Source organism: Nocardioides montaniterrae, from assembly GCF_054782655.1.
Genome location: NZ_BAAGSB010000005.1, coordinates 90,072 through 115,563, shown reverse-complemented (window position 1 = coordinate 115,563; position 25,492 = coordinate 90,072). Strand labels below are relative to the sequence as shown.

General features: G+C 68.8%; 23 protein-coding genes. 11 read left to right on the top strand and 12 right to left on the bottom strand.

The window, feature by feature from the left end; translation table 11 throughout:
• Window positions 1–101 precede the first annotated feature (101 nt).
• Window positions 102–1,253, top strand: a complete 1,152-nt coding sequence (locus ACYVJ3_RS10135; RefSeq protein WP_460852839.1) for a DUF4238 domain-containing protein — start codon at window positions 102–104, stop codon at window positions 1,251–1,253.
• 541 nt (window positions 1,254–1,794) lie between these two features.
• Here ACYVJ3_RS10135 and ACYVJ3_RS10130 read toward each other — a convergent pair.
• The 5 genes from ACYVJ3_RS10130 to ACYVJ3_RS10110 form a co-directional block, all read right to left on the bottom strand.
• Window positions 1,795–2,010: a KTSC domain-containing protein gene (locus ACYVJ3_RS10130; RefSeq protein WP_460852838.1), complete on the bottom strand. Its 216-nt coding sequence runs from the start codon at window positions 2,008–2,010 to the stop codon at window positions 1,795–1,797.
• Complete coding sequence (locus tag ACYVJ3_RS10125) at window positions 2,007–3,743, bottom strand: ATP-binding protein (RefSeq protein WP_460852837.1); 1,737 nt, start codon at window positions 3,741–3,743, stop codon at window positions 2,007–2,009. Before ACYVJ3_RS10125 ends, ACYVJ3_RS10130 begins: the two co-directional genes overlap by 4 nt.
• Window positions 3,744–3,802: 59 nt before the next feature.
• A complete protein-coding gene (locus tag ACYVJ3_RS10120) occupies window positions 3,803–5,014 on the bottom strand; it encodes an SIR2 family protein (protein WP_460852836.1) in 1,212 nt (403 codons plus the stop codon).
• Window positions 5,015–5,370: 356 nt separating this feature from the next.
• Window positions 5,371–6,789 (bottom strand): type I glutamate--ammonia ligase, encoded by a 1,419-nt coding sequence (gene glnA / locus ACYVJ3_RS10115; RefSeq protein ID WP_460852835.1) that lies wholly within the window; start codon window positions 6,787–6,789, stop codon window positions 5,371–5,373.
• 196 nt (window positions 6,790–6,985) lie between these two features.
• Window positions 6,986–9,163 (bottom strand): glutamine synthetase III family protein, encoded by a 2,178-nt coding sequence (locus tag ACYVJ3_RS10110; RefSeq protein ID WP_460852834.1) that lies wholly within the window; start codon window positions 9,161–9,163, stop codon window positions 6,986–6,988.
• A 168-nt stretch (window positions 9,164–9,331) separates the two neighbouring features.
• Here ACYVJ3_RS10110 and ACYVJ3_RS10105 point away from each other — a divergent pair, with 168 nt between their 5' ends.
• Together ACYVJ3_RS10105 and ACYVJ3_RS10100 are read left to right on the top strand one after the other, a co-directional pair.
• Window positions 9,332–9,778 carry an RDD family protein gene (locus ACYVJ3_RS10105; RefSeq protein WP_460852833.1) on the top strand — a complete coding sequence of 149 codons (447 nt, stop codon included), beginning with the start codon at window positions 9,332–9,334 and terminating at the stop codon, window positions 9,776–9,778.
• Window positions 9,778–10,650 carry a DUF6612 family protein gene (locus ACYVJ3_RS10100; RefSeq protein ID WP_460852832.1) on the top strand — a complete coding sequence of 291 codons (873 nt, stop codon included), beginning with the start codon at window positions 9,778–9,780 and terminating at the stop codon, window positions 10,648–10,650. Before ACYVJ3_RS10105 ends, ACYVJ3_RS10100 begins: the two co-directional genes overlap by 1 nt.
• A gap of 70 nt (window positions 10,651–10,720) precedes the next feature.
• Here ACYVJ3_RS10100 and ACYVJ3_RS10095 read toward each other — a convergent pair whose 3' ends face one another.
• Genes ACYVJ3_RS10095 through sucB form a run of 6 tightly spaced genes read right to left on the bottom strand, consistent with a single transcriptional unit; the run spans window position 10,721 to window position 16,875 of the window.
• Window positions 10,721–11,425 (bottom strand): DUF4191 domain-containing protein, encoded by a 705-nt coding sequence (locus tag ACYVJ3_RS10095; RefSeq protein WP_460852831.1) that lies wholly within the window; start codon window positions 11,423–11,425, stop codon window positions 10,721–10,723.
• A gap of 15 nt (window positions 11,426–11,440) precedes the next feature.
• Complete coding sequence (gene lipA, locus ACYVJ3_RS10090) at window positions 11,441–12,370, bottom strand: lipoyl synthase (RefSeq protein ID WP_460852830.1); 930 nt, start codon at window positions 12,368–12,370, stop codon at window positions 11,441–11,443.
• Between the two features lie 31 nt (window positions 12,371–12,401).
• A complete protein-coding gene (locus ACYVJ3_RS10085; protein ID WP_460852829.1) occupies window positions 12,402–13,373 on the bottom strand; it encodes a hypothetical protein in 972 nt (323 codons plus the stop codon).
• Complete coding sequence (locus tag ACYVJ3_RS10080; protein ID WP_460852828.1) at window positions 13,370–14,299, bottom strand: ABC transporter ATP-binding protein; 930 nt, start codon at window positions 14,297–14,299, stop codon at window positions 13,370–13,372. Before ACYVJ3_RS10080 ends, ACYVJ3_RS10085 begins: the two co-directional genes overlap by 4 nt.
• Window positions 14,300–14,308: 9 nt before the next feature.
• Window positions 14,309–15,028, bottom strand: a complete 720-nt coding sequence (gene lipB / locus ACYVJ3_RS10075; RefSeq protein WP_460852827.1) for a lipoyl(octanoyl) transferase LipB — start codon at window positions 15,026–15,028, stop codon at window positions 14,309–14,311.
• A 5-nt stretch (window positions 15,029–15,033) separates the two neighbouring features.
• Window positions 15,034–16,875, bottom strand: a complete 1,842-nt coding sequence (sucB, locus tag ACYVJ3_RS10070) for a 2-oxoglutarate dehydrogenase, E2 component, dihydrolipoamide succinyltransferase (protein WP_460852826.1) — start codon at window positions 16,873–16,875, stop codon at window positions 15,034–15,036.
• 172 nt (window positions 16,876–17,047) lie between these two features.
• On the opposite strand from sucB, the gene ACYVJ3_RS10065 reads away from it, so the two are divergent.
• Window positions 17,048–17,437 carry a hypothetical protein gene (locus tag ACYVJ3_RS10065; protein ID WP_460852825.1) on the top strand — a complete coding sequence of 130 codons (390 nt, stop codon included), beginning with the start codon at window positions 17,048–17,050 and terminating at the stop codon, window positions 17,435–17,437.
• On the opposite strand, the gene ACYVJ3_RS10060 is transcribed toward ACYVJ3_RS10065, so the two are convergent.
• Window positions 17,385–18,917 (bottom strand): leucyl aminopeptidase, encoded by a 1,533-nt coding sequence (locus tag ACYVJ3_RS10060; RefSeq protein ID WP_460852824.1) that lies wholly within the window; start codon window positions 18,915–18,917, stop codon window positions 17,385–17,387. The genes ACYVJ3_RS10065 and ACYVJ3_RS10060 overlap by 53 nt on opposite strands.
• 23 nt (window positions 18,918–18,940) lie before the next feature.
• On the opposite strand from ACYVJ3_RS10060, the gene gcvT reads away from it, so the two are divergent.
• The 7 genes from gcvT (at window position 18,941) to ACYVJ3_RS10025 (ending at window position 25,479) form a co-directional block, all read left to right on the top strand.
• Entirely contained in the window at window positions 18,941–20,044 is a 1,104-nt protein-coding gene (gcvT, locus tag ACYVJ3_RS10055) for a glycine cleavage system aminomethyltransferase GcvT (RefSeq protein WP_460852823.1), read from the top strand.
• On the top strand, window positions 20,044–20,307 hold the full coding sequence (locus tag ACYVJ3_RS10050; RefSeq protein ID WP_460852822.1) for a hypothetical protein: 264 nt from the start codon (window positions 20,044–20,046) through the stop codon (window positions 20,305–20,307). The genes gcvT and ACYVJ3_RS10050 overlap by 1 nt, the downstream gene beginning before the upstream one ends.
• A gap of 10 nt (window positions 20,308–20,317) precedes the next feature.
• Entirely contained in the window at window positions 20,318–21,112 is a 795-nt protein-coding gene (locus tag ACYVJ3_RS10045) for a thymidylate synthase (RefSeq protein WP_460852821.1), read from the top strand.
• Complete coding sequence (locus ACYVJ3_RS10040; protein WP_460852820.1) at window positions 21,109–21,624, top strand: dihydrofolate reductase; 516 nt, start codon at window positions 21,109–21,111, stop codon at window positions 21,622–21,624. The genes ACYVJ3_RS10045 and ACYVJ3_RS10040 overlap by 4 nt, the downstream gene beginning before the upstream one ends.
• Window positions 21,625–21,742: 118 nt before the next feature.
• Entirely contained in the window at window positions 21,743–22,792 is a 1,050-nt protein-coding gene (locus ACYVJ3_RS10035; RefSeq protein ID WP_460852819.1) for a hypothetical protein, read from the top strand.
• A 114-nt stretch (window positions 22,793–22,906) separates the two neighbouring features.
• Window positions 22,907–23,797, top strand: coding sequence for a 4-hydroxy-tetrahydrodipicolinate synthase (gene dapA, locus ACYVJ3_RS10030; protein ID WP_460852818.1), 891 nt, complete (start codon window positions 22,907–22,909; stop codon window positions 23,795–23,797).
• Window positions 23,794–25,479 carry a ribonuclease J gene (locus ACYVJ3_RS10025; protein WP_460852817.1) on the top strand — a complete coding sequence of 562 codons (1,686 nt, stop codon included), beginning with the start codon at window positions 23,794–23,796 and terminating at the stop codon, window positions 25,477–25,479. The genes dapA and ACYVJ3_RS10025 overlap by 4 nt, the downstream gene beginning before the upstream one ends.
• Window positions 25,480–25,492 lie beyond the last annotated feature (13 nt).

Genomic DNA, 25,492 nt, shown 5'->3' with positions numbered 1-25,492 from the left:
GTGACGCAGGAGCGCCTGGAACGCAATCGAGAAGGGAGGTTTCCGGGAGCCGGAAAGCTGCTGGACGCGAATGTGTCGGCAGCGCCTGCTGTGATGAGACCGTGAGCCAGGCAGCCGATGACCTTAAGGGCCGTGAGCGTGCCCTGCCGCCTTGGACGACCGATCGCGAGGTGGCCCGCCAAGCTGAGGAGTTCATGGCGACCCTCGACCCGAAACGATACGTCGGCTCGAAGCACCACATCGTTCCGCGGTTCATCCTCAGACGGTTCGCCAATCGCAAGGATCAGGTCCTCGTTCGCAATCGGGCCACGGGTGCCAAACGCATCAGCAATACGGGGGACCTTGCCGTCACCGACTTCTACACCTTCATAGACACTGCTGGAGAGCTCAATGCCTCGTACGAGCAGATCTGGGGACACATCGAGAGCGCAACCGACAGCATCCTTCGCCAACACCTTGATAACCAGTTCGCCAGGCCAAGGCCGTTCAACCCGGTCGAGAAGCATGTAATCGACTCGTTCGTCGCTCTTCAGTCGATCCGCGGTCCCGCGAAGCGCCGCGTCATGGAACTCGTAGCCGACTACGGAATCAAGCTCGTTAACCAGGACAAGCTCTCCGTCGACGATCTGGACAACCTGGAGTTCAGGCCGCATCAAAACCACCATCTCGAGGCTTTGGCTCGCGTCCTGCCGCAGATCGAGGAGCAATTTGCGTCGCGAGCTGCATTCCTGGTCACCCTCGACGAACCGCTGCTGGTCATCAGCGACGAGCCCGTGTGCTTGGAAAGGCCCGACGACTATGTGCGTCCGACCCGAAAGCAGATGCGCGACTATCCGCGTGACGTCCTCGTCGACGGCAGGCCCGTGTCGCGCGAAGACGTCATTCAATTCGCTGGGGGTGGCGTGGGGTTCGCGAACGCCGAGGAAATCGTCATGCCAGTCGGTCCGCGGCATGCCATCGCCTACGACCGTCCAGGTTCACTCGGGCCAGTGGCCCACCTACGACTCGACGGTCTGGACGCTGAGCACTTCGCAAACGAGGTGTCGGGCATTGTCATTGAACAAGCAGTCGACTGGATTGCAGGCCACTTGGATCATCCGACGCTAGGGCGCATGCGCCTGCCGAATCAGCCGCCACCGCTGGTCATCTTTGATGGCGGCACCCGCCTGAGCCAGAACGTTCATAGAACCGACCGCCGCAAGCCAGTTCGGCTCGACAAGACCTCCCGCCCCGAAACGCCCGAGCCGACGTGACGCTCGCCGAGGGTCTCGGGGCCTCACGGATCCGGCGTTCCGAGGTTGTGTTGCTTTGCTCAGCCCAAGACGATCTCGACCTGCTCAGAAGACTTGGGTGACCGTCATGGGCGCCGGGCGTCGCCATGCCATATTGCGGTACGCCGGTCTGGCCCACTCGATCCCCAGCAAGGGCTAATCGGCGTCCTCGATCAGCAGGGTGAGGGCATCGCTGTCGAGGCGCTGGCTGTCGTCGGCGACGCCATCGAGGAGGCGAACGCCTTCTGCGACCAGCAACTCTGCGGGCTTCCCCTGCTTGCTTCGGCGAAGACGACTCTCGACGCATACGGCCACCTGTGGCCGGACAGAGACGACACCTCACGAGCCGCGGTCGCGGCGGTGTACCGCGAGCGAACTCCGAGCGGCGCGCACTGCGATTGACGGACCACTTCTCGGAAACGTCAGCTGGCATTCACGCGTCGGCTGGCAACGCGCCAGGGCCCCTGGATGTTTCACGAGACCGTGGGCGCCCCCGATCATGGTTGAAAGGCTTGCAGGCACGTTACAGCGCTACCGGCGGAAAGTTCGGCTTGATGTACTTGTTCACGAAGGAGCCCTTCGAGTCAGCGACCATGAGTTGGCTGTAGAGGTGCTGGGGCACTCCCGGGTAGAGATAGGTTGCGCCTCCTTTGAACATGACGGCCAGGGCCATGTTGGTCGCGTCGTAACCGAGCATCTCGATGGCCGACGACTCCACGTACTGCATCTCAGGAATCACGAGACTGGTCCCTCCTGTTCGTCGGCTACCGCGGCCGCCGTTGTCGATGTCCGCCAGGCGTCGACCGCCGACGTGTAATGCGCCGGGTTGGGGCGCGGGTCCTTACGCCACCCGACTGCGAGGTCCGGGTCTGACCCGACCGGCTTGTGGCGCGCTTCCCGGATCCGGAACCTCGAAGGCACCTTCATAGCTTCGCCGGTCACGATGGCCTCGCCGGTACGGAGGCCCGGCAGGAGGGATACGAGGTCGGTCAATTCGTCCGGGAGGGCCGCAGCGACGCGGCTGCGGTCGGCCTGGTTGGTCAGCCGGAGCGCAATCATCGTCCCGCACTGGCTTAGCGCGGCGGAGTCGAGGTCGGTGGGCCGTTGGGTAACGAGCATCAGGCCCACGCCGTGCTTGCGGCCTTCTTTCGCGATTTGGTCCACCGCACGGTGTGCCGCTGAAGAGGCGCCCTCCCTGACGAACAGATGAGCTTCCTCGAGGACGATCAGAAGTGGCTGCTCGCGGCTTCCCACGGGGAGGTTCCCTGCCCAGTACAGGGCATCGGAAACGAGTCGGAGCACGGTGCCGATGACTAGGGGGAGTGTGTCTGCAGCGGCGCCGGAGAGATCGAGGACGGTGACGGGTTTGTCATGGCCGACCCAACTACGCAGTAGGTCGTCAAGGTCTGAGTCGGTTCGTCCGTCGGCGTCGGGGGTGTAGTCGGTACCCGGGTCGAGAAGGAACGCGAAACGGGTGTCCCGAAGCCGGTGCCGCATCATGTCGAGCTGGCGCGCAATCATTCGTGAGGTGCCCTTGAATGGTGCCTTGCTGCCAGGCTCGTATGGCAGGTACTCGCTCGGAGTGAGGGTCTCCGGGTCGCCGGTCGATACCACGGCGGGGATCGTGAGCATCATGTCGCCGTACGTGCGAATCTCGAAGTCGTTGAGGTCGAACCACAAGCCCTTGGCGCTGAACGGAATCGGGGTGTCCGCCGTGATGTACCGGGGGGCCGGTGCAGTGGTGAGGTGCGTGGCGGCGTCCTGACGACGTCGCCTCACCATGTCTCGGATGTCCGCAGAATTTTGAGGGGACAGTTCGCCCATTGTCGCGGCGACGAACTCCTCGAACGGAAGAGCCCAGTAAGGGACGCAGAGCTGCTTGTGGTGCGCAGCCGCTGGCGAAGCCGAGAACACGACACCGTTTTCGCCGACTGCGTCGGCGTACTCGCCGTGCGGGTCAATGACCAGGACACGCGCAGACGAGTAGCCCTGTTCCGCGATCGACTCCAACAAGACGGCGACCAGGTTCGACTTGCCCGCACCGGTGGAACCGACGACGACCGAGTGGCGTGAAACCAAGCTGGCGAGATCGAGTCTTGCAGGGATGGACCTGGCCGCGGCCAGGTGACCAATGTCCAGTGCCGCAGCCGAGGTCTCGCTATAAATGACAGCGAGCTCGGCGGTGGTCGCGATGTGGACCTCGTCGTCGATGGTCGGGTACTGGCTCACCCCACGCTCGAACTCATCTCCAATGGCCTCCCCGAACAACGTGACGGTCATCCATCGGCTATCGATCTCCTTGCCAGGCTCGGAGAGCACCGAGTTCGGAATTGCGGCCGCTCCGACCTGGGAGCAGATGCCGTACAGGTGCGTGTAGCCGAGGGGGATGCGGACCATCGACCCGACCTGGCCAATGCGGTGCGACTCGCCTTCGACCATCACCAGGGACGTCTGCCCGGGCTGCAGGCGCACGGTCACGATCTTCCCGGTGACGGACTGGACACGCCCAATGAGAGTCGCGGGGGCCGACATCAGGCGCTACCCGGCCGATAGGTGGTCATCGAGGCCAAGAATTCGGCGAACACGTTGAAGTCGCCAAGGTCCACCCGTCCGGTGCTTGGCGGGGACCCGGAAACGGGCGGGTCCGGCGTGAAGTACTTGTGTAGCCCGCCGGCGGCGCCACCAGGACCGGTGGCTACCTCCCAGTCGGCCAGGCGGCCGCGGATGACCCCCGCGTTCGGACCGACGACGGTGAGGTTCCAGCGCTCCTCCGCGTACTTCACGACAGGGTCACCGTCGGCAATGTCGTCATACATCAGCGCGAAGATGGCGCTGCTCGGCGTTGCATCCAGCCCTGACATCAGGGTCTCATTGATGTGCTGGTCGCCCCAGCTGTAGCCGCACGTGACCAGTACCGAACTTACGCGCGACACACATATCCCGAGGCGGTCCATCAGCGCCAAGTACGGCATCTTCCGGGACTCGTCGTATTTCAGGTGCGACGGCAGAATCATGGACCCGTTCGGCGCACCGTCACGGCGGACTGTGCCCGACACCTCCGCCGCCCAGTTCACCGAGCCGTGAATCTTCCAGACTCTGGTCCAACTCGCCGTCTCACTCGTCCCCACCGCAGCCGGCAGGAAGAACGGCCGATGGCTGCCCACAAACCCGTCGAACACCGGAACCCGAGCGAGCTCCAGTGACCGTTCAATGAGCACGTCGTAGTTCGTTGTGAATACCTCGACCGGATGAGCGCGTGACGCGTTTCTGACCCACTCAGCGAACTCGCGGTGGGGCACATCCACCGGAATGTCTGCCTCGGCCGGCGACGCGATCTTGGCGATCGATACCTGAATGGTCGTCTCCAAAGTGTCCAGATCCGACGCACCCAAGCCGAAAACAGTCGCGGTAGGCGTCATCGCCGCCGTCGTCAGCCGCAGCAGACCGAGCAAGGACTCGATGTTCGGGTCACGCTTCCGCGCGACACAGGCCGCGACCAACTCCTCCCAGGCAGCCTCGAACCGGGGGTCCGCATCGATGCATGCCATCCGCACCTGGTCGGTCAACCCGACGATCGCAGGGATGAGCGGCTTATAGGGGCGCGGTCCACCACCAGCAGGCACCGGCTCGACATTTACCGCACTCGAGGTGCCGGCACCCATCAGGAAAGAAAGCGGGGCATCGTGCGCGGACAGGTGGTCGCGGAGTCTCCCGATGAGGTCGTACGGGTCGTGACCGGACAATTCGATACCTCTCGGTGGCGTTAGGTACGTGACCCGCAGATGTGGTGGGACTCACCTTGGCAGAAGCGAGCCTAGAAGGTGCGGAGTCGCCAAGGGTGGCGCTCGCTCCCACTCCGCCATCCGGGAATGGGTGTCTTTAAGCGAACCGGCAGTTCTCTCCATGGCAGCTGCGCCGGCCTTCCGAACTCTAGAGGACTGTGCGGAGGGAGCGCGGCAGTCGTCGCGCCTGGCTCGAACAGCGCGTAGACCGAATCTCCTGCGGAATTTCTGCGGAATCTGGCCCTTCAGGCACGATGAAACCGGCCCCTGATCCTGCGTTTCCACAGGTCAGGGGCCGGTTCGGTGTTACAATGTTCTTAGATGTCGTAGTAGAGCTCGAACTCGTGGGGGTGGGGGCGGAGCTGGACGGGAGCGATCTCGTGCTCGCGCTTGTAGGCGATCCAGGTCTCGATCACGTCGGGGGTGAAGACACCGCCGGCGGTGAGGAAGTCGTGGTCGGCCTCGAGGGCGTCGAGGACGGCGTTGAGCGACGTCGGGACCTGGGCGATCTCGGCCATCTCGTCCGGCGGGAGCTCGTAGATGTCCTTGTCGATCGGGGCGGCGGGCTCGATCTTGTTCTGTACGCCGTCCAGGCCGGCCAGCATCAGCGCGGAGAACGCGAGGTACGGGTTGGCCGACGGGTCGGGGAAGCGGGTCTCGATGCGCTTGGCCTTCGGGTTGGTGCCCGTGATCGGGATCCGGACCGAGGCGGACCGGTTGCGCGAGGAGTAGACCAGCGAGATCGGGGCCTCGTAGCCGGGCACCAGGCGGTGGAAGGAGTTCACCGTCGGGTTGGTGAACGCCAGGACGGCGGGGGCGTGCTTGAGGATGCCGCCGATGTACCAGCGGGCCATGTCGGAGAGGCCGGCGTACCCGGTCTCGTCGTAGAACAGCGGTGAGCCGTCCTTCCACAGCGACTGGTGCACGTGCATGCCGGAGCCGTTGTCGCCGAAGATCGGCTTGGGCATGAAGGTGACCGACTTGCCCTGCTCCCAAGCGGTGTTCTTGATGATGTACTTGAACTTCATGACATCGTCGGCGGCCTTGAGCAGGGTGTCGAAGCGGTAGTTGATCTCCGCCTGACCGGCCGTGCCGACCTCGTGGTGGGCCCGCTCGACCTGCAGCCCGACCTGCTCCAGGTTGGCGCTCATGTCGGCGCGCAGGTCGGAGTAGTGGTCGTAGGGCTCGACGGGGAAGTAGCCGCCCTTGTAGCGCGTCTTGTAGCCCAGGTTGTCGCCCTCGGCGCCGGAGTTCCACCAGCCCTCGACCGAGTCGATGTGGAAGTAGCCCTCGTTCGGGCCGGTCGAGTAGCGCACCTTGTCGAAGATGTAGAACTCGGCCTCGGGCGCGAAGAACGCGGTGTCCGCGATACCGGTGGAGGCGAGGTACGCCAGCGCCTTCTTGGCGATGTTGCGCGGGTCGCGCGAGTACGCCTCACCCGTGATCGGGTCGTGGATGAAGAAGTTGACGTTGAGCGTCTTGCGCCGGCGGAAGGGGTCGACGTACGCCGTCGACACGTCCGGGAACAGCGCCATGTCGGACTCGTTGATCGCCTGGAAGCCACGGATCGAGGATCCGTCGAAGCCGAGGCCGTCGGAGAAGACCGACTCGTCGAACGAGGACACCGGCACCGTGAAGTGCTGCATGACTCCGGGCAGGTCGCAGAACCGGACGTCGACCATCTCGACGCCTTCGTCCTTGATGAACTTCAGCAATTCGTCCTGAGAGGTGAACATGCGAGGCAACCTACACCCGCCACCTGACGCGTTCCGGAGTGCGAGAAACGCACGGCATCGGGCCCGCGCCGTGACGACCAAGACACGGAGAGCGGCACGCGGAAGGCCGGCTGGGGCGCGGCGCGGCGGGGAAAAAAACCCACAGGGGCCGGGGGAGTACCCCGGCCCCTGCGTCGTCGTACGACGGATCAGCTCATCAGCGGATGAAGAGCATCTCCTGGTACGTCGGGAGGTTCCAAAGGTCATCGGCGACGACACCCTCGAGGGAGTCGGCGGCCTCGCGGACCTTGAGCATCGCCGGGAGGACGACGTCCTTGACGTACTGCGCCTCGGCGAGACCCTCGTGGTCGTGCTGACCAGCCACAGCGGCCTGCAGGCCCTTGAGGCCGGCGCGCAGGGCGGCGACGAGCTCGGAGACCTGGTTGAGGTCGTCGAGGTCACCCTCGACACCGGCGGCCTTGAGCGCCGCGATGTTGCCGGCGAGCTCGGTCTGGTAGCGGACGGCCGACGGAAGGATGATCGTCTTGGCGATCTCCTCGGTCAGGTTCGCCTCGACGTTGACCGCCATCAGGTACTGCTCGAGGGCGACCTCGTAGCGGGCCTCGAGCTCGGCCTCGTTGAAGACGCCGTACTTGCTGAACAGCTCCTTGGCCTCCGGGGTCTGGTACTCCGGAAGGGCGTCGACGGTGGTGTCGAGCTTCTTCAGGCCACGCGCCACGGCCTCCTCGTGCCACTCCGAGGAGTAGCCGTTGCCGTTGAAGACCGCGGCACCGTGCTGCTCGATGACCTTGGCCAGGATCTGCTGGACGGCGGCGTTGAACTCCGTGCCGGACGCGACGAGGGCCTCGATCTCGGTGGCGAGGTAGTCGAGCGCCTCGGCCATGATCGTGTTGATCACGATGAGCGGGGCCGCGACGGTCTGGTCCGAGCCGACGGCGCGGAACTCGAAGCGGTTGCCGGTGAAGGCCATCGGGGACGTGCGGTTGCGGTCGCCGGCGTCCTGCGTGAGGACGGGGAGGCTGTCGACACCGACGGCGAGCGCGCCCTTCTGCTTCGAGGAGGTCGCACCACCCTTGGCGATCTGGTCGAAGACGTCCTGCAGCTGGTCGCCGAGGAAGATCGAGATGATCGCCGGCGGGGCCTCGTTGGCGCCGAGGCGGTGGTCGTTGCCGGCCGACGCGATCGCGACACGGAGCAGACCGCCGTACAGGTGGACCGCGCGGATGACCGCGGCGCAGAAGACCAGGAACTGGGCGTTGTCGTGCGGGTTGTCGCCCGGGTTGAGGAAGTTGCCCTGGTTGCCGTTGCCGAAGGAGAAGTTGACGTGCTTGCCGGAGCCGTTGACGCCAGCGAACGGCTTCTCGTGGAAGAGCGCCTCGAAGCCGTGCTTCTTCGCGATCGCCTTGAACGTCGACATGATCAGCTGCTGGTGGTCAGCGGCCAGGTTGGCCTTCTCGAAGACCGGGGCGATCTCGAACTGGCCGGGGGCGACCTCGTTGTGGCGGGTCTTGGCCGGGACGCCCAGCTTGAACAGCGCGCGCTCGGTGTCGAACATGAAGTTCTGGACGCGCTCGGGGATGGCGCCGAAGTAGTGGTCGTCGAACTCCTGGCCCTTCGGCGGCTTGGCGCCGAACAGCGTGCGACCGGCGTTGAGCAGGTCGGGGCGGCTGTTGACGAAGGAGGTGTCGACCAGGAAGTACTCCTGCTCGGGGCCGCAGTAGGACACGACGTTGTCGATGTCCTTGTGGCCGAAGAGGGACAGGACGCGCTTGGCCTGGTCCGACATCGCGTTCTGCGAGCGCAGCAGCGGGGTCTTGTAGTCGAGGGCCTCACCGGTCATCGAGACGAAGATCGTCGGGATGCAGAGGGTCGAGCCGTTGTCGTTCTCGAGGATGTACGCCGGCGACTGGACGTCCCAGCCGGTGTAGCCGCGGGCCTCGAAGGTCGCGCGGATGCCGCCGTTGGGGAACGAGGAGGCGTCGGGCTCGCCCTGGACCAGGATCTTGCCCTGGAACTCCCAGATGGCGGTGCCGTCACCGACGGGCTCCATGAACGAGTCGTGCTTCTCAGCGGTCAGGCCGGTCAGCGGGTAGAAGACGTGCGCGTAGTGCGTCGCGCCCTTCTCCATCGCCCAGTCCTTCATCGCGGCGGCGACGACATCGGCGATGGCCGGGTCGAGCTTGTCGCCCTTCTCGATGGTCGCGGCGACCGACTTGTAGACCGACTTCGGGAGGCGCTTGGCCATCACCGGCAGCGAGAAGACGTTCTCGCCGAAGATCTCGGGCGAGTCGCCCTTGCCGTCGAAGAAGGCGGCCGGGGCCTCGTTGGCCTCGATCTCGCGGATCGCACCCAGACGGGTCGGGTTCGCGGTCATGTACATCTCCTCGCGTGACGCAGCGTGCGCGTCGAATCGATATGGGTTCGAGCGGGACGCTACCTGAGCGCAGATTTCGCCTGATCGCCCGAATGTTTCGGGAATGTAAACAACTCACGGGGTCCCACCGCCGCGGTCGTACGCCGACCCGCGCCCTAGTCTGAGGCCGTGCCTGTGACGCCTGCCGACGCCGCCGTACCCGACGCTCCGTTCGCCCGCCGGATCCTGGCGCTGCTGGTCGACTGGCTGATCTGCACGCTGGTCGTGGCGGCCTTCGTCGGCTTCGACGCGCTGCCGTTCTTCTCGCTGCTCGCGCACAAGGACCCCGACCCGAACTCGAGCTGGTGGGTGACCTTCGCGTTCATCTGCGAGTCGACGGTCCTCACCTGGCTGGGAGGCGGTTCGATCGGCAAGCTGCTGACCGGCCTGTGCGTCGTACCGGCCCACCCGCCCCTGCGCCGCCTGCACCCGGCCCGGATCATGCTGCGCCAGCTCCTGGTCCTGCTGGTGATCCCGCCGCTGGTGTTCCGCCAGGACGGCCGAGGGCTCCACGATCTCGCCGCAGGCACCTCCACCGTGACTTTCCGAACCCTTCATGAGTTGATGGGCAAGTGATGACTCCTCTGCGCAAGCGGGCTGCGGCCGCTGCGGTCTCTGCACTACTGATCACCGGACTCTCTGCCTGCGGTGGCGGCGGGAGCGATTCCTCCTCGCCGTTCGGCGGCTCCCAGTCGGGTGGACCGTCGAGCGACGGCAACTCGGCGGCAGCCCCGTCGGCCGACGGAACGACCGCTCCCGCGGTCGCTCCCGGCGCGACGATCGCCGCCGACGACTTCGCCGGCCTGCTCAAGGACGGCACCTCGAAGGTCAGCACGGCGCACATGACGATGGTCATGGACATGAGCGCGTCCGGTCAGCAGATGCACCTGAACGCCAGTGGCGACGTGCAGATGTCGCCGATGGCCGTCTCGATGACGATGTCCATGCAGGGCATGAACATCAAGGAGATCATGACCGACGGAACCATGTACATGCAGCTGCCCGGCGCCACCGCGGCCGGCAAGTGGATGAAGGTCGACCTGAGCAAGCTGGGTTCGATGATGGGCGGCGGCATGTCCGACGCGTTCAGCAACCCGCTCGGCATGATGGACACGCTGTCGGACTACATCACCGCCGCGAAGTTCGTCGGCGACGACTCGGTCGGCGGTGGCTCCGCCAAGCACTACCAGATGACCGTCGACATGGCCGGTGCCATGCACAAGCTGGCGCCGAACCTGCCGAGCAGCGCCAGCGGCAGCATCCCGTCGACCATCACCGAGGACGTCTGGCTCGACGACCAGGGCCGTCCGGTCAAGACCTCCGCCGACATGGGTGCGATGGGCAACATGACCACCACGATGAGCGACTTCGGCAAGTCGGTCCACATCGTCGCCCCGCCCGCCAGCCAGGTCCAGGAGATGCCGAGCGGCAGCGGCCTCGGCGGCTGAGCGGCCCGACCCCAGCACGTACGACGAAGCCCCCGGACCCTCACGGTCCGGGGGCTTCGTCGTACGTGCGTCAGCGACCGCGCAGGTTGCTGCGGTTGCCCTTCATCGAGGTGGCCATCGGGCCCTTCGGGATCGGCATCTTGCCGCGGGCGGCGTCGAGCGCGCGCAGGCGGTTGAGGATGTCGGTGATCTGGGCGGGCTGGACCTTGCGGCCGAGCTTCTGGACGTGCTTGACCAGCTTGGGCAGGGGGACCTGGCCGGGCTCGTTGCCGACGATGATGTCGTGGACGGGGTACTCGCCGGCGACGCGCTCGTGCTTCTTGTGCTCGGCGATCAGGATCGGCTTGATCCGGTTGGCGTTGCCCTCGGCGACCAGCACGATCCCGGGAGGGCCGACCACCCGGTGGACCATGTCCTGCTGCTTGGTGAAGCCGACGACCTGCTCGACGTTCCAGCCCTTGCGGAGCATGGTCAGCGCGCGAGCGGCAGCGCCGGCCTGACCCTCGAGCTGGAGGTAGACCGCCTTCTGGGCACGGCGGCTGAACGCGATCATCAGGCCGAGGAAGCCGAAGCCCAGCGCGGCGATGATGCACATGATCAGGGAGAACGTGCCGCTGCCGGGCAGCAGCCAGAACAGCCCGAAGCCGATCGCGGCACCCACGACGAAGGCACCGAGCATCCACCAGGTGACGGCAGGGTCGACCTGCTTGGTCATCCGATAGGTCTCCGCGACCTGCTTGCGGCGGCTCATCTTGGTGGGGTCGACGGTCGACATCGGCGGTGGTGCTCCTTAGGCCTTCTGGCGTGCTTCGGCTGCCTGACGGTACAGGCGGCCGGCGCGGTAGGACGAACGGACGAGCGGGCCGGACAGGACGCCGGCGAAGCCGATCTCCTCGGCCTCCTCGGTGAGCTCGACGAACTCCTCCGGCCGGACCCAGCGCTCCACGGGGTGGTGGCGCAGGCTCGGGCGGAGGTACTGGGTGATGGTGATCAGGTCGCAGCCCGCGTCGTGCAGGTCCTGCAGCGCCTGGGAGATCTCCTCGCGGGTCTCGCCCATGCCCAGGATCAGGTTGGACTTGGTGACCAGGCCGAGCTCGCGCGCCGCCGTGAGCACGCCGAGAGAGCGCTCGTAGCGGAACGCGGGGCGGATCCGCTTGAAGATCCGCGGCACGGTCTCCAGGTTGTGGGCCAGGACCTCGGGACGCGACTCGAAGACCTCACGCAGGAGGTCCGGGTCGCCGTTGAAGTCGGGGACGAGGTTCTCGACCCCGGTCTCGGGGTTGAGCTCGTGGATGGCACGCACCGTCTCGGCGTACAGCCAGGCACCGCCGTCGGGGAGGTCGTCGCGGGCGACGCCGGTGATGGTGGCGTACTTGAGGCCCATCTTCTGAACCGACTCCGCGACGCGACGGGGCTCGTCGCGGTCGAGCGGCTCGGGCTTGCCGGTGTCGATCTGGCAGAAGTCGCAGCGGCGGGTGCACTGGTCACCACCGATGAGGAACGTCGCCTCCCGGTCCTCCCAGCACTCGAAGATGTTGGGACAGCCCGCCTCCTGGCAGACGGTGTGCAGTCCTTCGGACTTCACCAGCTTCTGCAGGGAGGTGTACTCGGGGCCCATCGTGGCCTTGGTCTTGATCCATGAGGGTTTGCGCTCGATCGGGGTCTCCGCGTTGCGCACCTCAAGACGCAGAAGTTTCCTGCCGTCGGCGGTAGCACTCACCCCGTCAGCCTACCGGTGGGCCGGCGACCGCCTACGGCACGTCTCGGCGGCGGAAGGCGACCGCTCCGGCGAGGGTGAGCAGCACCGCCGCACCGCCCCACAGGCCGAAGCCGTGGGCGGGCCGCACGTGGTGCTCGGAGTAGAAGCGCTCCTCGCCCGCGGCGTTCCAGTCGTGGGTGGTGTAGGTGACGTCGTCGAAGAAGATCCCGGCCGTCGCCAGCGGCGGGCTCCATGCCTGCAGGCCGCCGGTGTAGACGCCCAGGATGAAGGCCGAGCTGACCGCCAGGATCGCGATGGCGGCGCCCAGGGCGGCGACGGTGTGGCGCAGCAGCATGGTCAAGGAGTACGCCGCCACCGCTGCCACGACCGAGAACGCCACCGACTTGGCGACCACGGCCAGGGCGTCGGCGGTGAGGGAACCCGTCCACGGCAGGTCGCGTGCGGTGGCGACGACCGCGAAGGCTCCCCACCAGACCGCCTGAACGATCGCAGTCACCGCGGCGGCCAGGCCGCCGATCGCGAGCAGCTTGGCGAAGAACAGCTCCACGCGGCGCGGGTTGAACAGCAGCTGGTTGCTGATCGAGCCGCTGGACCAGTCGGCGCCGGCGTACGTCATGGCCGCCAGGCCGAGCACGGCCGCGATCATGATCGCGGCCGCACCACCGAAGCCGTTGGTGGCGTCGCGGGGGTGCATCTCGTCGTACTGGATGAACCACTCGGGCCGCGGCGCCTGGTCGCGCAGGCAGGTCTCGCGGGTCGTGTCGGGACCCTGCCACTGGTGCTGGACGCAGTCGTCGATCTGCTGCTGGAACTCCGGCGATCGAGCCTGGGCGGCGGCGCGTGCGACGGCCTTGTCCCACGCGCGGCTGTCGTGCGGCTTGGTGTTGGCGGTCCAGAGGCACAGCATCACCAGCGGCAGCAGCACGCCGATCGGCACCAGGACCCGGATGGCACGACGCCACCACAGGCGGTTGAGCTCGACGCGGACCAGCCTCAGCATCATGAACGTCCTTCCGAGGCGAGGTCCTGGCCGGCGGTGAGCTCCAGGAAGACCGATTCGAGGTCCTTGCGGACCGGGGTGAGCTCGCGGATCCAGATCCCGGAGCCGGCGAGGATCCTGCTGATGTCCTCGGGAACGGCGTCGTCGGCGACCAGCGCCGCACCGTCGCGGCGTACGACGACGCCGGCGGCTGCGAGCACGCTCGCGGCGCGGTCGGGGTCGGTCGGGACCACCCGGACACCGCTGCCGCTGGCGAGGAGCTCGTTCACCGAGCCGGTGGCCAGGGTGCGTCCGCGACCGAGGATGGTCACCGAGGTGCAGACGTGCTGCACCTCGGCCAGGACGTGCGAGGAGAGCAGGACGGTCACGCCCCGCTCGGCGAGGCCGGTGATCATCTCGCGGTTCTCGCGGATGCCGGCGGGGTCCAGGCCGTTGGACGGCTCGTCGAGGATGAGCAGCTCGGGGTCGCGCAGCAGCGTCGCCGCGACGGCCAGGCGCTGCTTCATGCCGAGGGAGTAGCCCTTGTACCTCTGGTTGCTCCGCGCGGTCAGGCCCACGGTCTCCAGCGCGTCGTCGACGCGGGTGTCGGCCACGCCGACCGAGCGGCTGAGCAGCAGCAGGCTGTGCCGGCCGGTCAGGCCGGGGGAGAACTTCGGCGACTCGACGACCGCGCCGATGCGGCTCATCACGTCGGGTTGGTGCTGCGGCACCTGCTGGCCGAAGAGGCTCATCGAGCCGGAGGTGGCGCGGGTCAGGCCGAGCAGCATCCGGATGGTGCTGGTCTTGCCCGACCCGTTCGGCCCGAGGAACCCGTGGACCTCGCCGCGGGCCACCTTGAGGTCCGCGCCGTCCACCGCCCAGCGGGGAGTGCCGAGCAGCGGGCGGTACTGCTTGCGCAGCCCGACGGCATCGATGACGAGCTCACTCATGCAGCGAGGCTACGCAGTGGCGGGGACCACCAGCGGGATCTTGCGGGCCTTGGCCGGGTCGGGTCGCGGCTCGTAGTCAGGTGTCGGGGTGTAGTCGCCCCAGGCGAGGAGCTCGTCGAGGTGGCGGCGTACGACGGGGGCGACCTCGGCGACCGTGACCGCGCGGCCGAGCTCGAGGCTCAGCGAGGTGACGCCGGCGTCGGCGATGCCGCAGGGGACGAACCGGTCGTACCAGCCCATGTCGACGTCGCAGTTGATCGCGAATCCGTGCATCGTCACGCCGCGGCTCACGCGGATGCCGAGGGCGGCGACCTTGCGCTCGGGGCGGCCGGTCTCGGGGTCGGCCCGGAGCCACACGCCGCTGCGGCCGGGGACGCGCGCGGTCGTCACGCCGAGGTCGCGGCAGGCGAGGATCAGCGCCTCCTCGACCCGACGGACGTAGTCGACGACCAGGACGTGCTGGGGGAGCGTGACGATCGGGTAGCCCACCAGCTGGCCGGGGCCGTGGAAGGTGATCTTGCCGCCGCGGTCGACGTCGATGACCTTCGCGCCGCCGGGATCGGCGGGCCGCTCCCACGGGTCGGTGCGCTTGCCGGCGGTGTAGACCGGCGGGTGCTCGAGCAGCAGCACCGTGTCGTCCCGGCTGCCGCCGGCGACCTCGGCGTGGACGCTCCGCTGCAGCTCCCAGGCTGCCTCGTAGTCGACCAGGCCGAGGTCGTCGTACAACATCAGGCTCAGACCTCGAACTGACCGGCCTCGAGGCGCTTCTTGACCTCGGACAGGAAGCGACCGGCGTCGGCGCCGTCGACCAGGCGGTGGTCGTAGGTCAGCGCGAAGTAGCACATGTGACGGATCGCGATGGTCTCGCCGAGGGCGTCGTCGTCGATGACGACGGGGCGCTTGACGACGGCACCGGGGCCGAGGATCGCGACCTGCGGCTGGTTGATGACCGGGGTGTCCCACAGGGCGCCGACCGAGCCGAGGTTGGTGATCGTGAAGGTGCCGCCCGAGAGCTCGTCCGGACCGATCTTGTTGGTGCGGGTGCGCTCGGCGACGTCGGCGATCTTCTTGGCCAGGCCGGAGACGGACAGGTCACCCGCCTCCTTGATGACCGGCGTGATCAGGCCCTTCTCGGTGTCGACCGCGATCGAGAGGTTCTCCCGGTCGTAGTAGGTCACCGTGCCGGCGTTGGTGTCGATCGCCGCGTTGAGCATCGGGTGCGACTTGAGCGAGTCGATCGCGGCCTTGGCGAAGAACGGCAGGTAGCTGAGCTTGACGCCCTCGCGAGCCAGGAACTCGTCCTTGATGCTCTCACGCAGGCGGGCCACGTTGGTCACGTCGATCTCGACGACCTGGGTGAGCTGGGCCGAGATCTGCAGCGACTCGGTCATGCGCTTGGCGATGATCGTGCGCAGGCGGCTCATCGGGACCGTCTTGCCGCGCAGCGGCGACGGGCTCGCAGCAGGTACGCCGGACGCGGCGGCTGCGGCGGGCGCCGAGCTCGCTGCGGCGGGCGCGGCCTCAGCGGCCGGGGCGGCCGCGGCGGACTTGGCGGCCTCAGCGGCGGCCAGGACGTCCTGCTTGCGGATGCGGCCACCGACGCCGGAGCCCTCGACCGTGCTCAGGTCGACGCCGTGCTGGTTGGCCAGCTTGCGCACCAGCGGGGTGACGTAGCTGCTGCCGGACTCGGCCTGGGCGGCGGCGTGCGCGGCGACCGGGGAGAGCTTCTCGTCGGCGTCGTCAGCGGTGCGCTCGGGAGCCGGCGGCTCGGCCTTCGCGGGCGGCTCGGGGGAGAGCGTCTGCGCGGGAGCCTCGGCGGCGGGAGCCTCGGGAGCGGCCGGAGCCGGCTCGGCGGGGGCCTCGGGAGCGGCGGGCGCCTCGGCCTTCGCCGGCGCAGCGGCGGCCTGACCGGAGCCGATGATGGCCAGCTCGGCGCCGACCTCGACGGTCTCGTCCTCGGCGGCCTTGATCTCCAGCAGCGTGCCGGCGACAGGGGAGGGGATCTCGGTGTCGACCTTGTCGGTGGAGACCTCGAGCAGCGGCTCATCGACGGCGACCGAGTCGCCGACCTGCTTGAGCCACTTGGTGACGGTGCCCTCGGTGACGGACTCGCCCAGCGCGGGCAGGGTCACGGCGGTGCCGGTCGCGCCGGCGGCCGCGGCGTCGGGCGCCTCGGTCTCCGCGGCGGGCGGGGCCGAGGTGTCCTCGGTGGTGGCGGTGTTGGGGGAGGCCGGCTCGTCGGGCGTCGCGGGCTGCTCGGCCTGCGCCGGCTCCTCCGCGGTGTCGGCCGCGGCGGGTGCCTCGGGCGCCGGAGCGTCGGCCGGAGCGGCGGACTCGTCGGCCGCACCGATCACGGCGAGGACCGCGCCGACCTCGACGGTCTCGTCCTCGGCGGCCTTGATCTCCAGCAGCGTGCCGGCGACGGGCGAGGGGATCTCGGTGTCGACCTTGTCGGTCGAGACCTCGAGCAGCGGCTCGTCGACCGAGACGCTGTCTCCGACCTGCTTGAGCCACCGGGTCACGGTGCCTTCGGTGACGGACTCTCCGAGTGCCGGAAGGGGGACTTCAGTGGCCATTGGTTCCTCGACTTCGTGGGTCGTTCTGCGTCTGCTCCGCGCGCACGTGGGTGCGGGCCCATCCTTGCACCACAGGTGATGCAACAGGCAACGACCCGACCCTATGCCCGTACCTCACACTCGCACTGATGAAGCGACTCCGGTGGGCGTGTCGGTCGGGCACAATTGCGCCATGTCGTTCTGGGACCGATTCCGGCGTACGCCGAAGATGAGCGGGCCGACCGGCGGCGCCCGCACCGGCTCGACGCGGGTCCGCGCTGCCGACGGCACCGATGTCGCCCACCTCGACGCGTGGATCGGGCAGCACCGCGGCGTTGAGGGCTTCGTCGAGCCACGCACCGCCGTCAGCGAGGTGACGCTGCTGCTGGTCGCCCACGACGGCGAGTGGACGCGCCGCCGGGTCCCCTCGGTCGACTGGGCCCACCGGTTCTGCAACGACAAGCGGATCCCGTCGTACGACGCCGCGCTGGTCGGTGTCCCGCAGCGGATGCGGGAGTACAACAGCCGGGTCAGGCAGGCACAGAAGCAGGCACAGCAGGCGCAGCGGCCGCAGGAGAGCTGAGCCCGCGGGCGAGCTCGATCAGCGTCGCGACGCCGTACCCGGTCGCCCCGGGCACCAGGTGGCCGACCGCGCCGCCCTTGTTGAACGTCGGGCCCGCGATGTCGAGGTGTGCCCATGGCAGGCCGCGGGTGAAGGCCCGCAGGAACGCGGCGGCGTACAGCCCGCCACCCCAGCGGACGAAGTCGTACTGCGCGATGTCGGCGATCCGGCTCGACCGGATCCGCTCGTCCATGAAGTCCGGGATCGGCATCGGCCAGGCGTCCTCGCCGGCCGCGGCGGCCGCCGCGAGCACGCTGGCGACGGCGTCGTCGTCGCCCATCACGCCGGCCATCTTCTCGCCCAGCGCCTGCACCATGTGGCCGGTCAGGGTGGCGATGTCGACGAGCAGGTCGGGCTTGCGCTCGGCGGCCAGGCCGAGGCAGTCGGCGAGCACGAGCCGGCCCTCGGCGTCGGTGTTGGAGACCTCGACGGTCGTGCCGCCGTACGCCGTGACGACGTCGCCGGGTCGCGTCGCGGAGCCGCTCACCATGTTCTCGGCCAGGCCGGCGACGGTGGTGACCTCGATCGGCAGGCCGAGGCGTGCGATGGCCAGCGTGGCCTGGACGACGGCGGCCGCGCCGGCCATGTCCTCCTTCATCGTGCCCATGCTCGCGCCGGGCTTGATCCACAGGCCGCCGGAGTCGAAGGTGATGCCCTTGCCGACCAGCGCGACGTGCGCGACGGCGTGCTTGGGTCGGTAGCGCAGCTCGACGATCCGCGGAGCCGCGGACGACCCGGCACCGACCGCGAGGGTGGCGCCACAGCCGAGCTCGGCCAGGCGCTCCTCGTCGTGCACGGTGATGCTGAGCCGGGTGGCGCCCTTGTCCAAGCCCTTGTTGATGGCCTTGACCGCGGCGGTGATCGCGTCGGCGAAGGCCGGCGGCGTCAGGTCCACCGGCGGCGTGTTCACCCAGTCACGCATGGCGTACGTCGCGTCCGCCGCCACCTGCGCGTCCGCGACGGCGGCTACCACGTCCTTGCGGCGCGAGGCGGGGGAGAGCAGGACGACCTCGGCGGGCGCGCTCGGCGCGGCCGCGCTCTTGTACGTCGTGAACGTGTAGCTGCCGAGCCGGAAGCCCTCGACCACGGCGCGGGCCAGCTCGGGGCTGTCGGCCGGCAGCGCGAGCGCGACGGTCGCGGCGTTCGAGCAGGCGCGAGCGGCATTGCCCGCGGCCCGGCGTACGGCCTGCGCGTCGGTGGAACCGAGGCCGACCAGCACCAGCAGCGGGGAGCCGATGGCGCCGCTCGTGGGCACCTTCGCGACCTCGCCGGCGCGGCCGGTGAGCGAGAGCGTGGCGAGCAGGCCCTCCAGCTTGCGGCCGTACGCCGAGGCGACGTCCTCGCCGCCCGGAGCAAGGACGGGGCCGGGCAGGACCCCGACGACGACCGCCTCGGCCTTGGTCTTGGCGGGACTCGCGGTGCGCAGGGCGTAGGTCGTCACCGGCGCAGGATATCTTCCGCACCATGGCCGAAGACCTCCTCCAGTCCCCGCTGCACGACCGCCACGTCGCGCTCGGCGCCAAGTTCGCCGAGTTCGGTGGTTGGTCGATGCCGCTGCAGTACGCCGGCGTGGTGCCCGAGCACACCGCCGTCCGCACCAGCGTCGGGATCTTCGACGTCAGCCACCTGGGCAAGGTCGTCGTGCGCGGGCCGGGCGCGGCGGCGTACGTCAACGCCACGCTGTCCAACGACCTCGGCCGGATCGGCCCCGGCAAGGCGCAGTACACGCTGTGCCTGGACCCCGAGACCGGCGGCATCGTCGACGACATCTTCAGCTACTTCAAGGACGAGGACCACGTCTTCCTGGTCCCCAACGCCTCCAACAACACCGAGGTCCACCGCCGCCTCGCGGCCGAGGCGCCCGAGGGCGTCGAGGTGCTCAACCACCACCGCGACTACGTCGTGCTGGCGGTCCAGGGCACCCGGTCCGACGAGACGCTCGAGGCCGCCGGGCTGCCGGTCGGCCACGAGTACCTCACCTTCATCGAGACCGAGTACGCCGGCGAGCCGGTCATCGTGTGTCGCACCGGCTACACCGGCGAGCGCGGCTACGAGCTGATCGCGCCCAACGCCGTCGCGGGCCAGCTGTGGGACGCACTCATGGAGGCGGGGGCGGCGTACGACATCGCCGCCTGCGGCCTGGGCGCTCGCGACACGCTGCGCACCGAGATGGGCTACCCGCTGCACGGCCAGGACATCTCCCTCGAGGTCACCCCCAACGAGGCGCGCCTCGGCTGGGCGGTCGGCTGGAAGAAGGAGGCCTTCTGGGGCCGCGACAAGGTCGTGGCCGAGAAGGAGGCCGGCGCGCGGCGCAAGCTGGTCGGCCTCAAGGCGACGGGTCGCGCGATCCCGCGCCCGCACATGGGCGTCGCGATCGGCCCCGACCTCCGCGTCGGCGAGGTCACCTCCGGCACGTTCTCGCCGACCCTCAAGACCGGCATCGCGCTCGCGCTCGTCCGCTCCAACGTCAACGACGAGGCCGAGGTGTCGGTCGACGTCCGAGGAAGGTCCGAGGTGTTCCAGATCGTGAAGCCGCCGTTCGTCGACCCGTCCGTCAGGGAGGCCTGATGCTGCCCGAGGAGCCGCCGACCTTCCGGCAGCCGACCCCCGCCGAGCGCCCCTGGTGGTGGCGCCTGGAGTCCGCGTCGGGCGAGACCGTCGAGCTGACGGGGGACGCTGCGTCGTACGCCGAGATGCGGTTCCCCAGCCAGGGCGACGCCGAGTCCTGGGTCGGCGAGACGTACGCCGAGCTGGCCGATCTCGGCGTCGAGCAGGTGACCCTGTTCGAGGTCGACCGGCTGGTCTACGGACCCATGTCGCTCTCGGCCTAGGATCGGACCCGTGCGGGCTTACCTGGATCTGGTGCAGCGAATCCTCGACGAGGGGACCGAGAAGGGCGACCGCACCGGCACGGGCACGCTGAGCGTGTTCGGCCACCAGATGCGCTTCGACCTCTCCGACGGCTTCCCGCTGGTCACCACCAAGAAGATCCACACCCGCTCGGTGTTCGGCGAGCTCCTGTGGTTCCTGCGCGGTGACACCAACGTCCGCTGGCTGCAGGAGCGCGGCATCTCGATCTGGGACGAGTGGGCCGACGAGAACGGCGACCTCGGTCCGGTGTACGGCGCCCAGTGGCGCTCGTGGCCCGCGCCCGACGGCCGTCACATCGACCAGCTCGCCCAGGTCATCGACCAGATCCGCACCTCGCCCGACTCCCGGCGCCACATCGTCTCGGCGTGGAACCCGGCGCTCGTCGACGAGATGGCGCTGCCGCCGTGCCACTCGCTGTTCCAGTTCTACGTCGCCGACGGGCGGCTGTCCTGCCAGCTCTACCAGCGTTCGGCCGACGTGTTCCTCGGCGTACCTTTCAACATCGCGTCGTACGCCCTGCTCACCCACATGGTCGCCCAGGTGACCGGCCTGGAGGTGGGCGACTTCGTGCACACCCTCGGCGACGCGCACCTCTACTCCAACCACCTCGACCAGGCGCGCCTGCAGCTCACCCGCGAGTCGCGGCCGCTGCCGAGGCTGGTGCTCAACCCCGAGATCAAGGAGATCGACGGGTTCGACCTCGACGACATCTCGGTCGAGGGCTACGACCCGCACCCGGGCATCAAGGCGCCGATCGCCGTATGACCACCCCCGCAGGGCGGACGGTGACGATGGTCGCCGCCGTCGCCGAGAACGGCGTCATCGGCAACGGGCCCGACATCCCGTGGCACGTGCCCGGTGAGCAGAAGGTCTTCAAGGAGCACACCATCGGCACGGTGCTGGTGCTCGGTCGCACCACCCACGAGTCGATCGGCCGCCCGCTGCCCGGGCGCACCACCATCGTGCTCAGCCGCGACCCGTCGTGGTCGAGCGAGGGCGTGCACGTCGCCTCGTCGCTGCCCGCCGCGCTCGAGCTCGCCGACGAGCTGCTCGCCGATCAGCCCCTCGAGACGCCGGTGACCATCGGTGGCGGCGCCGCGGTCTACACCTCCGCCCTCCCGTACGCCGACCGGCAGGTCATCTCCGAGATCCCGCTCTCGCCCGAGGGCGACGTCGTCTACCCGGCGTTCGACCGAGAGAAGTGGCGTGCGGCCTCCCGCGATCCTCGTGACGGCTTCACGATCGTCACCTGGGAGCGCGTCTTCGCCTGCGGCTGAGTCCGCCGAGATGCAGGTTCCGGTCGATTTTCCCGGTTGAGACCCAGCCACAACCTGCATCTCGACGGGCCTGTGGAGGACGCCTGCAGATCTCCGGGATCCGGGGCAGGCTGCCGGCATGGCGGATCGGGCCCCACGCGTCTCCTGTCCGGCCGTCGACCTGCGCCGGCCGGGCCTGGTCTGGCCCGTGCGCCAGGACCCCCGTGGGCTGACCGGCCCGACCCGCGGCGAGACCCGCGGGCAGGCCTGGACCAGCCCGTACCGCGGGTTCTTCCTCCCGACCGGGCTCGACCCCGCGCTGGCGGTCGCCCAGGCCATCGTGAGCGCGGCGGCCCTGCTGCCGGAAGGCGGGGCGGTGACCGGATGGGCCGCCCTGCGGTGGCAGGGCGTCCGCCACCTCGGCGGCTCGAGCAACGGCGTCGCGCTGCCGGTGCCGCTCGCCGTGCCGCCCGACCGGGTGACGCCACGACCGGGGATCCTGGTCGCGCGTGACACCTACCTGCGTGAGGGACTCCAGGAGGTCGACGGGCTGATGCTGTCCTCCGCCGCCGCTTCCGTCGCGTTCGAGGTCTGCCACGCCCGGTCGATGACAGACGCGGTGGCCATGATCGACCGCGCTGCGGCGGCGGACCTCGTCTCCCTCGACGAGCTGGCGTCGTTGACCGCCCGCCTCGCCGGCGTACGTCAGGTCCGCCGCCTGGGCCGGGCGATCGCGCTGGCGGACGAGAACTGCTGGTCGCCGATGGAGACCGAGATGCGGGGCTGGTGGCGCTCGATCGGGTTGACCGACGTCGTGTGCAACCGTCCGGTGTTCGACGAGGACGGTCGCTTCGTCGGGACGCCCGACCTGCTGCACCTGCCGACCGGGACGGTGGGGGAGTACGACGGCGCTCTCCACCTGGTCAGCTCACAGCGTGGCAAGGACGTCCGGCGCGAGGGCGCGTTCCGCCGCCTCGGCATGGAATACGTCGAGATGGTGACCGCCGACCTGCCCGACCCGCGTGACTTCCTCCGGCGCACCCGGGATGCGGTCGAGCGGTCGAGGACCCTCGAGCGCCGCTGGACCATCGAGCCGCCGCCGGGATGGGTCGAGACGCACACCGTCGAGCGCCGGCGCGGCCTGGATGCGTGGGAGCGCGACCGCTTCCTGCGCTGGCAGGCGGGATGAGGCCGCCGAGATGCAGGTTGTGGTCGTCATCTCCGCCGGAACCCAGCCACAACCTCCATCTCGACGCCGTGCGCCGGGTCGCTGCGCCGGCGTACGCGCGACTAGGCTGAGCCCATGACTTCGGCACCCTTCGGAACGCTCCTGACCGCGATGGTCACGCCGTTCCGCCCCGATGGCTCCGTCGACCTGGACGCGGTGCAGAAGGTCGCCAAGCACCTGGTGGACAACGGCAACGACGGCATCGTCGTCTCCGGCACGACCGGCGAGTCGCCGACGACCACGGGCGCCGAGGACGGCGAGACGCTGGCGGCCGTCAAGGACGCCGTCGGTGACCGCGCCAAGGTCGTCGCCGGCGTCGGCACCAACGACACCCGGCACTCCGTCGAGCTCGCGCGCCAGGCCGAGAAGGTCGGCGCCGACGGGCTCCTCCTGGTCACCCCCTACTACAACAAGCCCAGCCAGGCCGGGCTCCTCAACCACTTCCAGCAGGTCGTCTCGGCCAGCGACGTCCCGGTGATGCTGTACGACGTCCCCTCGCGTGCCGGCACCCGCATCGAGCTCCCGGTCTACGCCGAGGCCAAGAAGTGGGACACCGTGGTCGCGACCAAGGATGCGACCGGTGACCTCTCCCGTGCCGCGCAGCTGGTCGACCTGGGCTACTCCGTCTACTCCGGTGACGACGTCAACACCCTCGGCTACCTCGCGTACGGCGCGTGCGGCCTGGTCTCGGTCGTCGCCCACGTCGCCGGCAACGAGCTGGCCGCGATGATCGCCGCGTTCGCCCAGGGCGACCACGCCGAGGCCCTCCGGATCCACACCGGCCTGGTGCCGGCGTACGACGCCGTCATGGGTGTCCCCAACTACGGCGCGACCACCGCCAAGGCGGCCCTGCAGCTGCTCGGCGTCCTCGACAACCGGGCGGTGCGCTCACCGCTGGTCGAGCTGGACGAGACGGAAGTCGCGGCCCTCGCCGCCGGTCTGCGCACGGCTGGAGTGCTCTCGTGATCTACACGCACCCCGACCTCGGCACGCCTCCCGAGCTCCCCGAGAACGGCCTGCGCGTCATCCCGCTGGGCGGCCTCGGCGAGGTCGGTCGCAACATGACCGTCTTCGAGTACGCCGGCAAGCTGCTCATCGTCGACTGCGGCGTGCTGTTCCCGGAGGACCACCAGCCGGGCGTCGACCTGATCCTTCCCGACTTCGGGGCGATCCGGGACCGCCTCGACGACATCGAGGCGCTGGTCCTGACCCACGGGCACGAGGACCACATCGGCGCGACGCCGTACCTCCTGCGTGAGCGCCAGGACATCCCGCTGGTCGGCTCCGAGCTGACCCTCGCGCTGCTCAACGCGAAGATCCGCGAGCACCGGCTGCGCCAGACCAGCTTCACCACGGTCAAGGAGGGCGACCGGATCGCCTTCGGTCCGTTCGAGCTCGAGTTCATCGCGGTCAACCACTCCATCCCGGACGCGCTCGCGGTCGCGATCCGCACCGGCGCCGGCCTGGTCCTGCACACCGGCGACTTCAAGATGGACCAGCTGCCGCTCGACGGCCGGATCACCGACCTGCGCGCGTTCGCGCGGCTGGGGGAGGAGGGCGTCGACCTCTTCCTGACCGACTCGACCAACGCCGAGGTCCCCGGCTTCACCACGGCGGAGCGCAAGATCACCCCGGTCCTCAACCAGGCCTTCGCCGACTCCAAGCAGCGCATCATCGTGGCCTGCTTCGCCTCCCACGTGCACCGCGTCCAGCAGGTGCTCGACGCCGCCGTGCTGCACAACCGCAAGGTGGCGTACGTCGGCCGCTCCATGGTCCGCAACATGCAGATCGCGCGCGACCTGGGCTACCTCACGGTCCCGCCGGGCGTGATGGTCGAGGCCAAGGAGCTGGCCGCGCTGCCCCCGGAGAAGCAGGTCCTGATCTCCACGGGCTCCCAGGGCGAGCCGATGTCGGCGCTCTCCCGCATCGCCAACCGGTCGCACAACTTCGTGCACCTCGAGCCGGGCGACACCGTCGTCCTGGCCTCCTCGCTGATCCCGGGCAACGAGAACTCGGTCTACCGCGTGATCAACGGCCTGGCCCGCCTCGGCGCCCACGTCGTGCACAAGGGCAACGCGCTCGTGCACGTCTCCGGTCACGCGTCGGCCGGCGAGCTCCTCTACTGCTACAACATCGTCAAGCCGCGCAACGTGCTGCCGGTCCACGGCGAGGTCCGGCACATGCTCGCCAACGGCGACCTGGCCAAGCAGACCGGCGTCGAGAACGTCGTGTACGCCGAGAACGGCGTGGTCGTCGACCTCGTCGACGGTGTCGCCAGCCGGGTCGGCAAGGTCGAGGTCGGCTACGTCTTCGTCGACGGCCAGACCGTCGGCGACGTCACCGAGACCGAGCTCAAGGACCGCCGGATCCTCGGCGAGGAGGGCTTCATCTCGGTCATCGTCGTGGTCGACGCGGTCGCCGCGAAGGTCAGCGCCGGTCCCGAGATCCACGCCCGCGGTCACGCGTGGGAGGACTCGATGTTCGACGAGATCAAGCAGCCGATCATCGACGCGGTGAACTTCCAGCTCTCCGAGGGCAACACCGACACCCACCTGCTCCAGCAGACCGTACGCCGGACCATCGGCCGGTGGGTCGGCACGAAGCACAAGCGCCGGCCGATGATCGTGCCGGTCGTCGTCGAGGCCTGAGACCTCTCGCGCG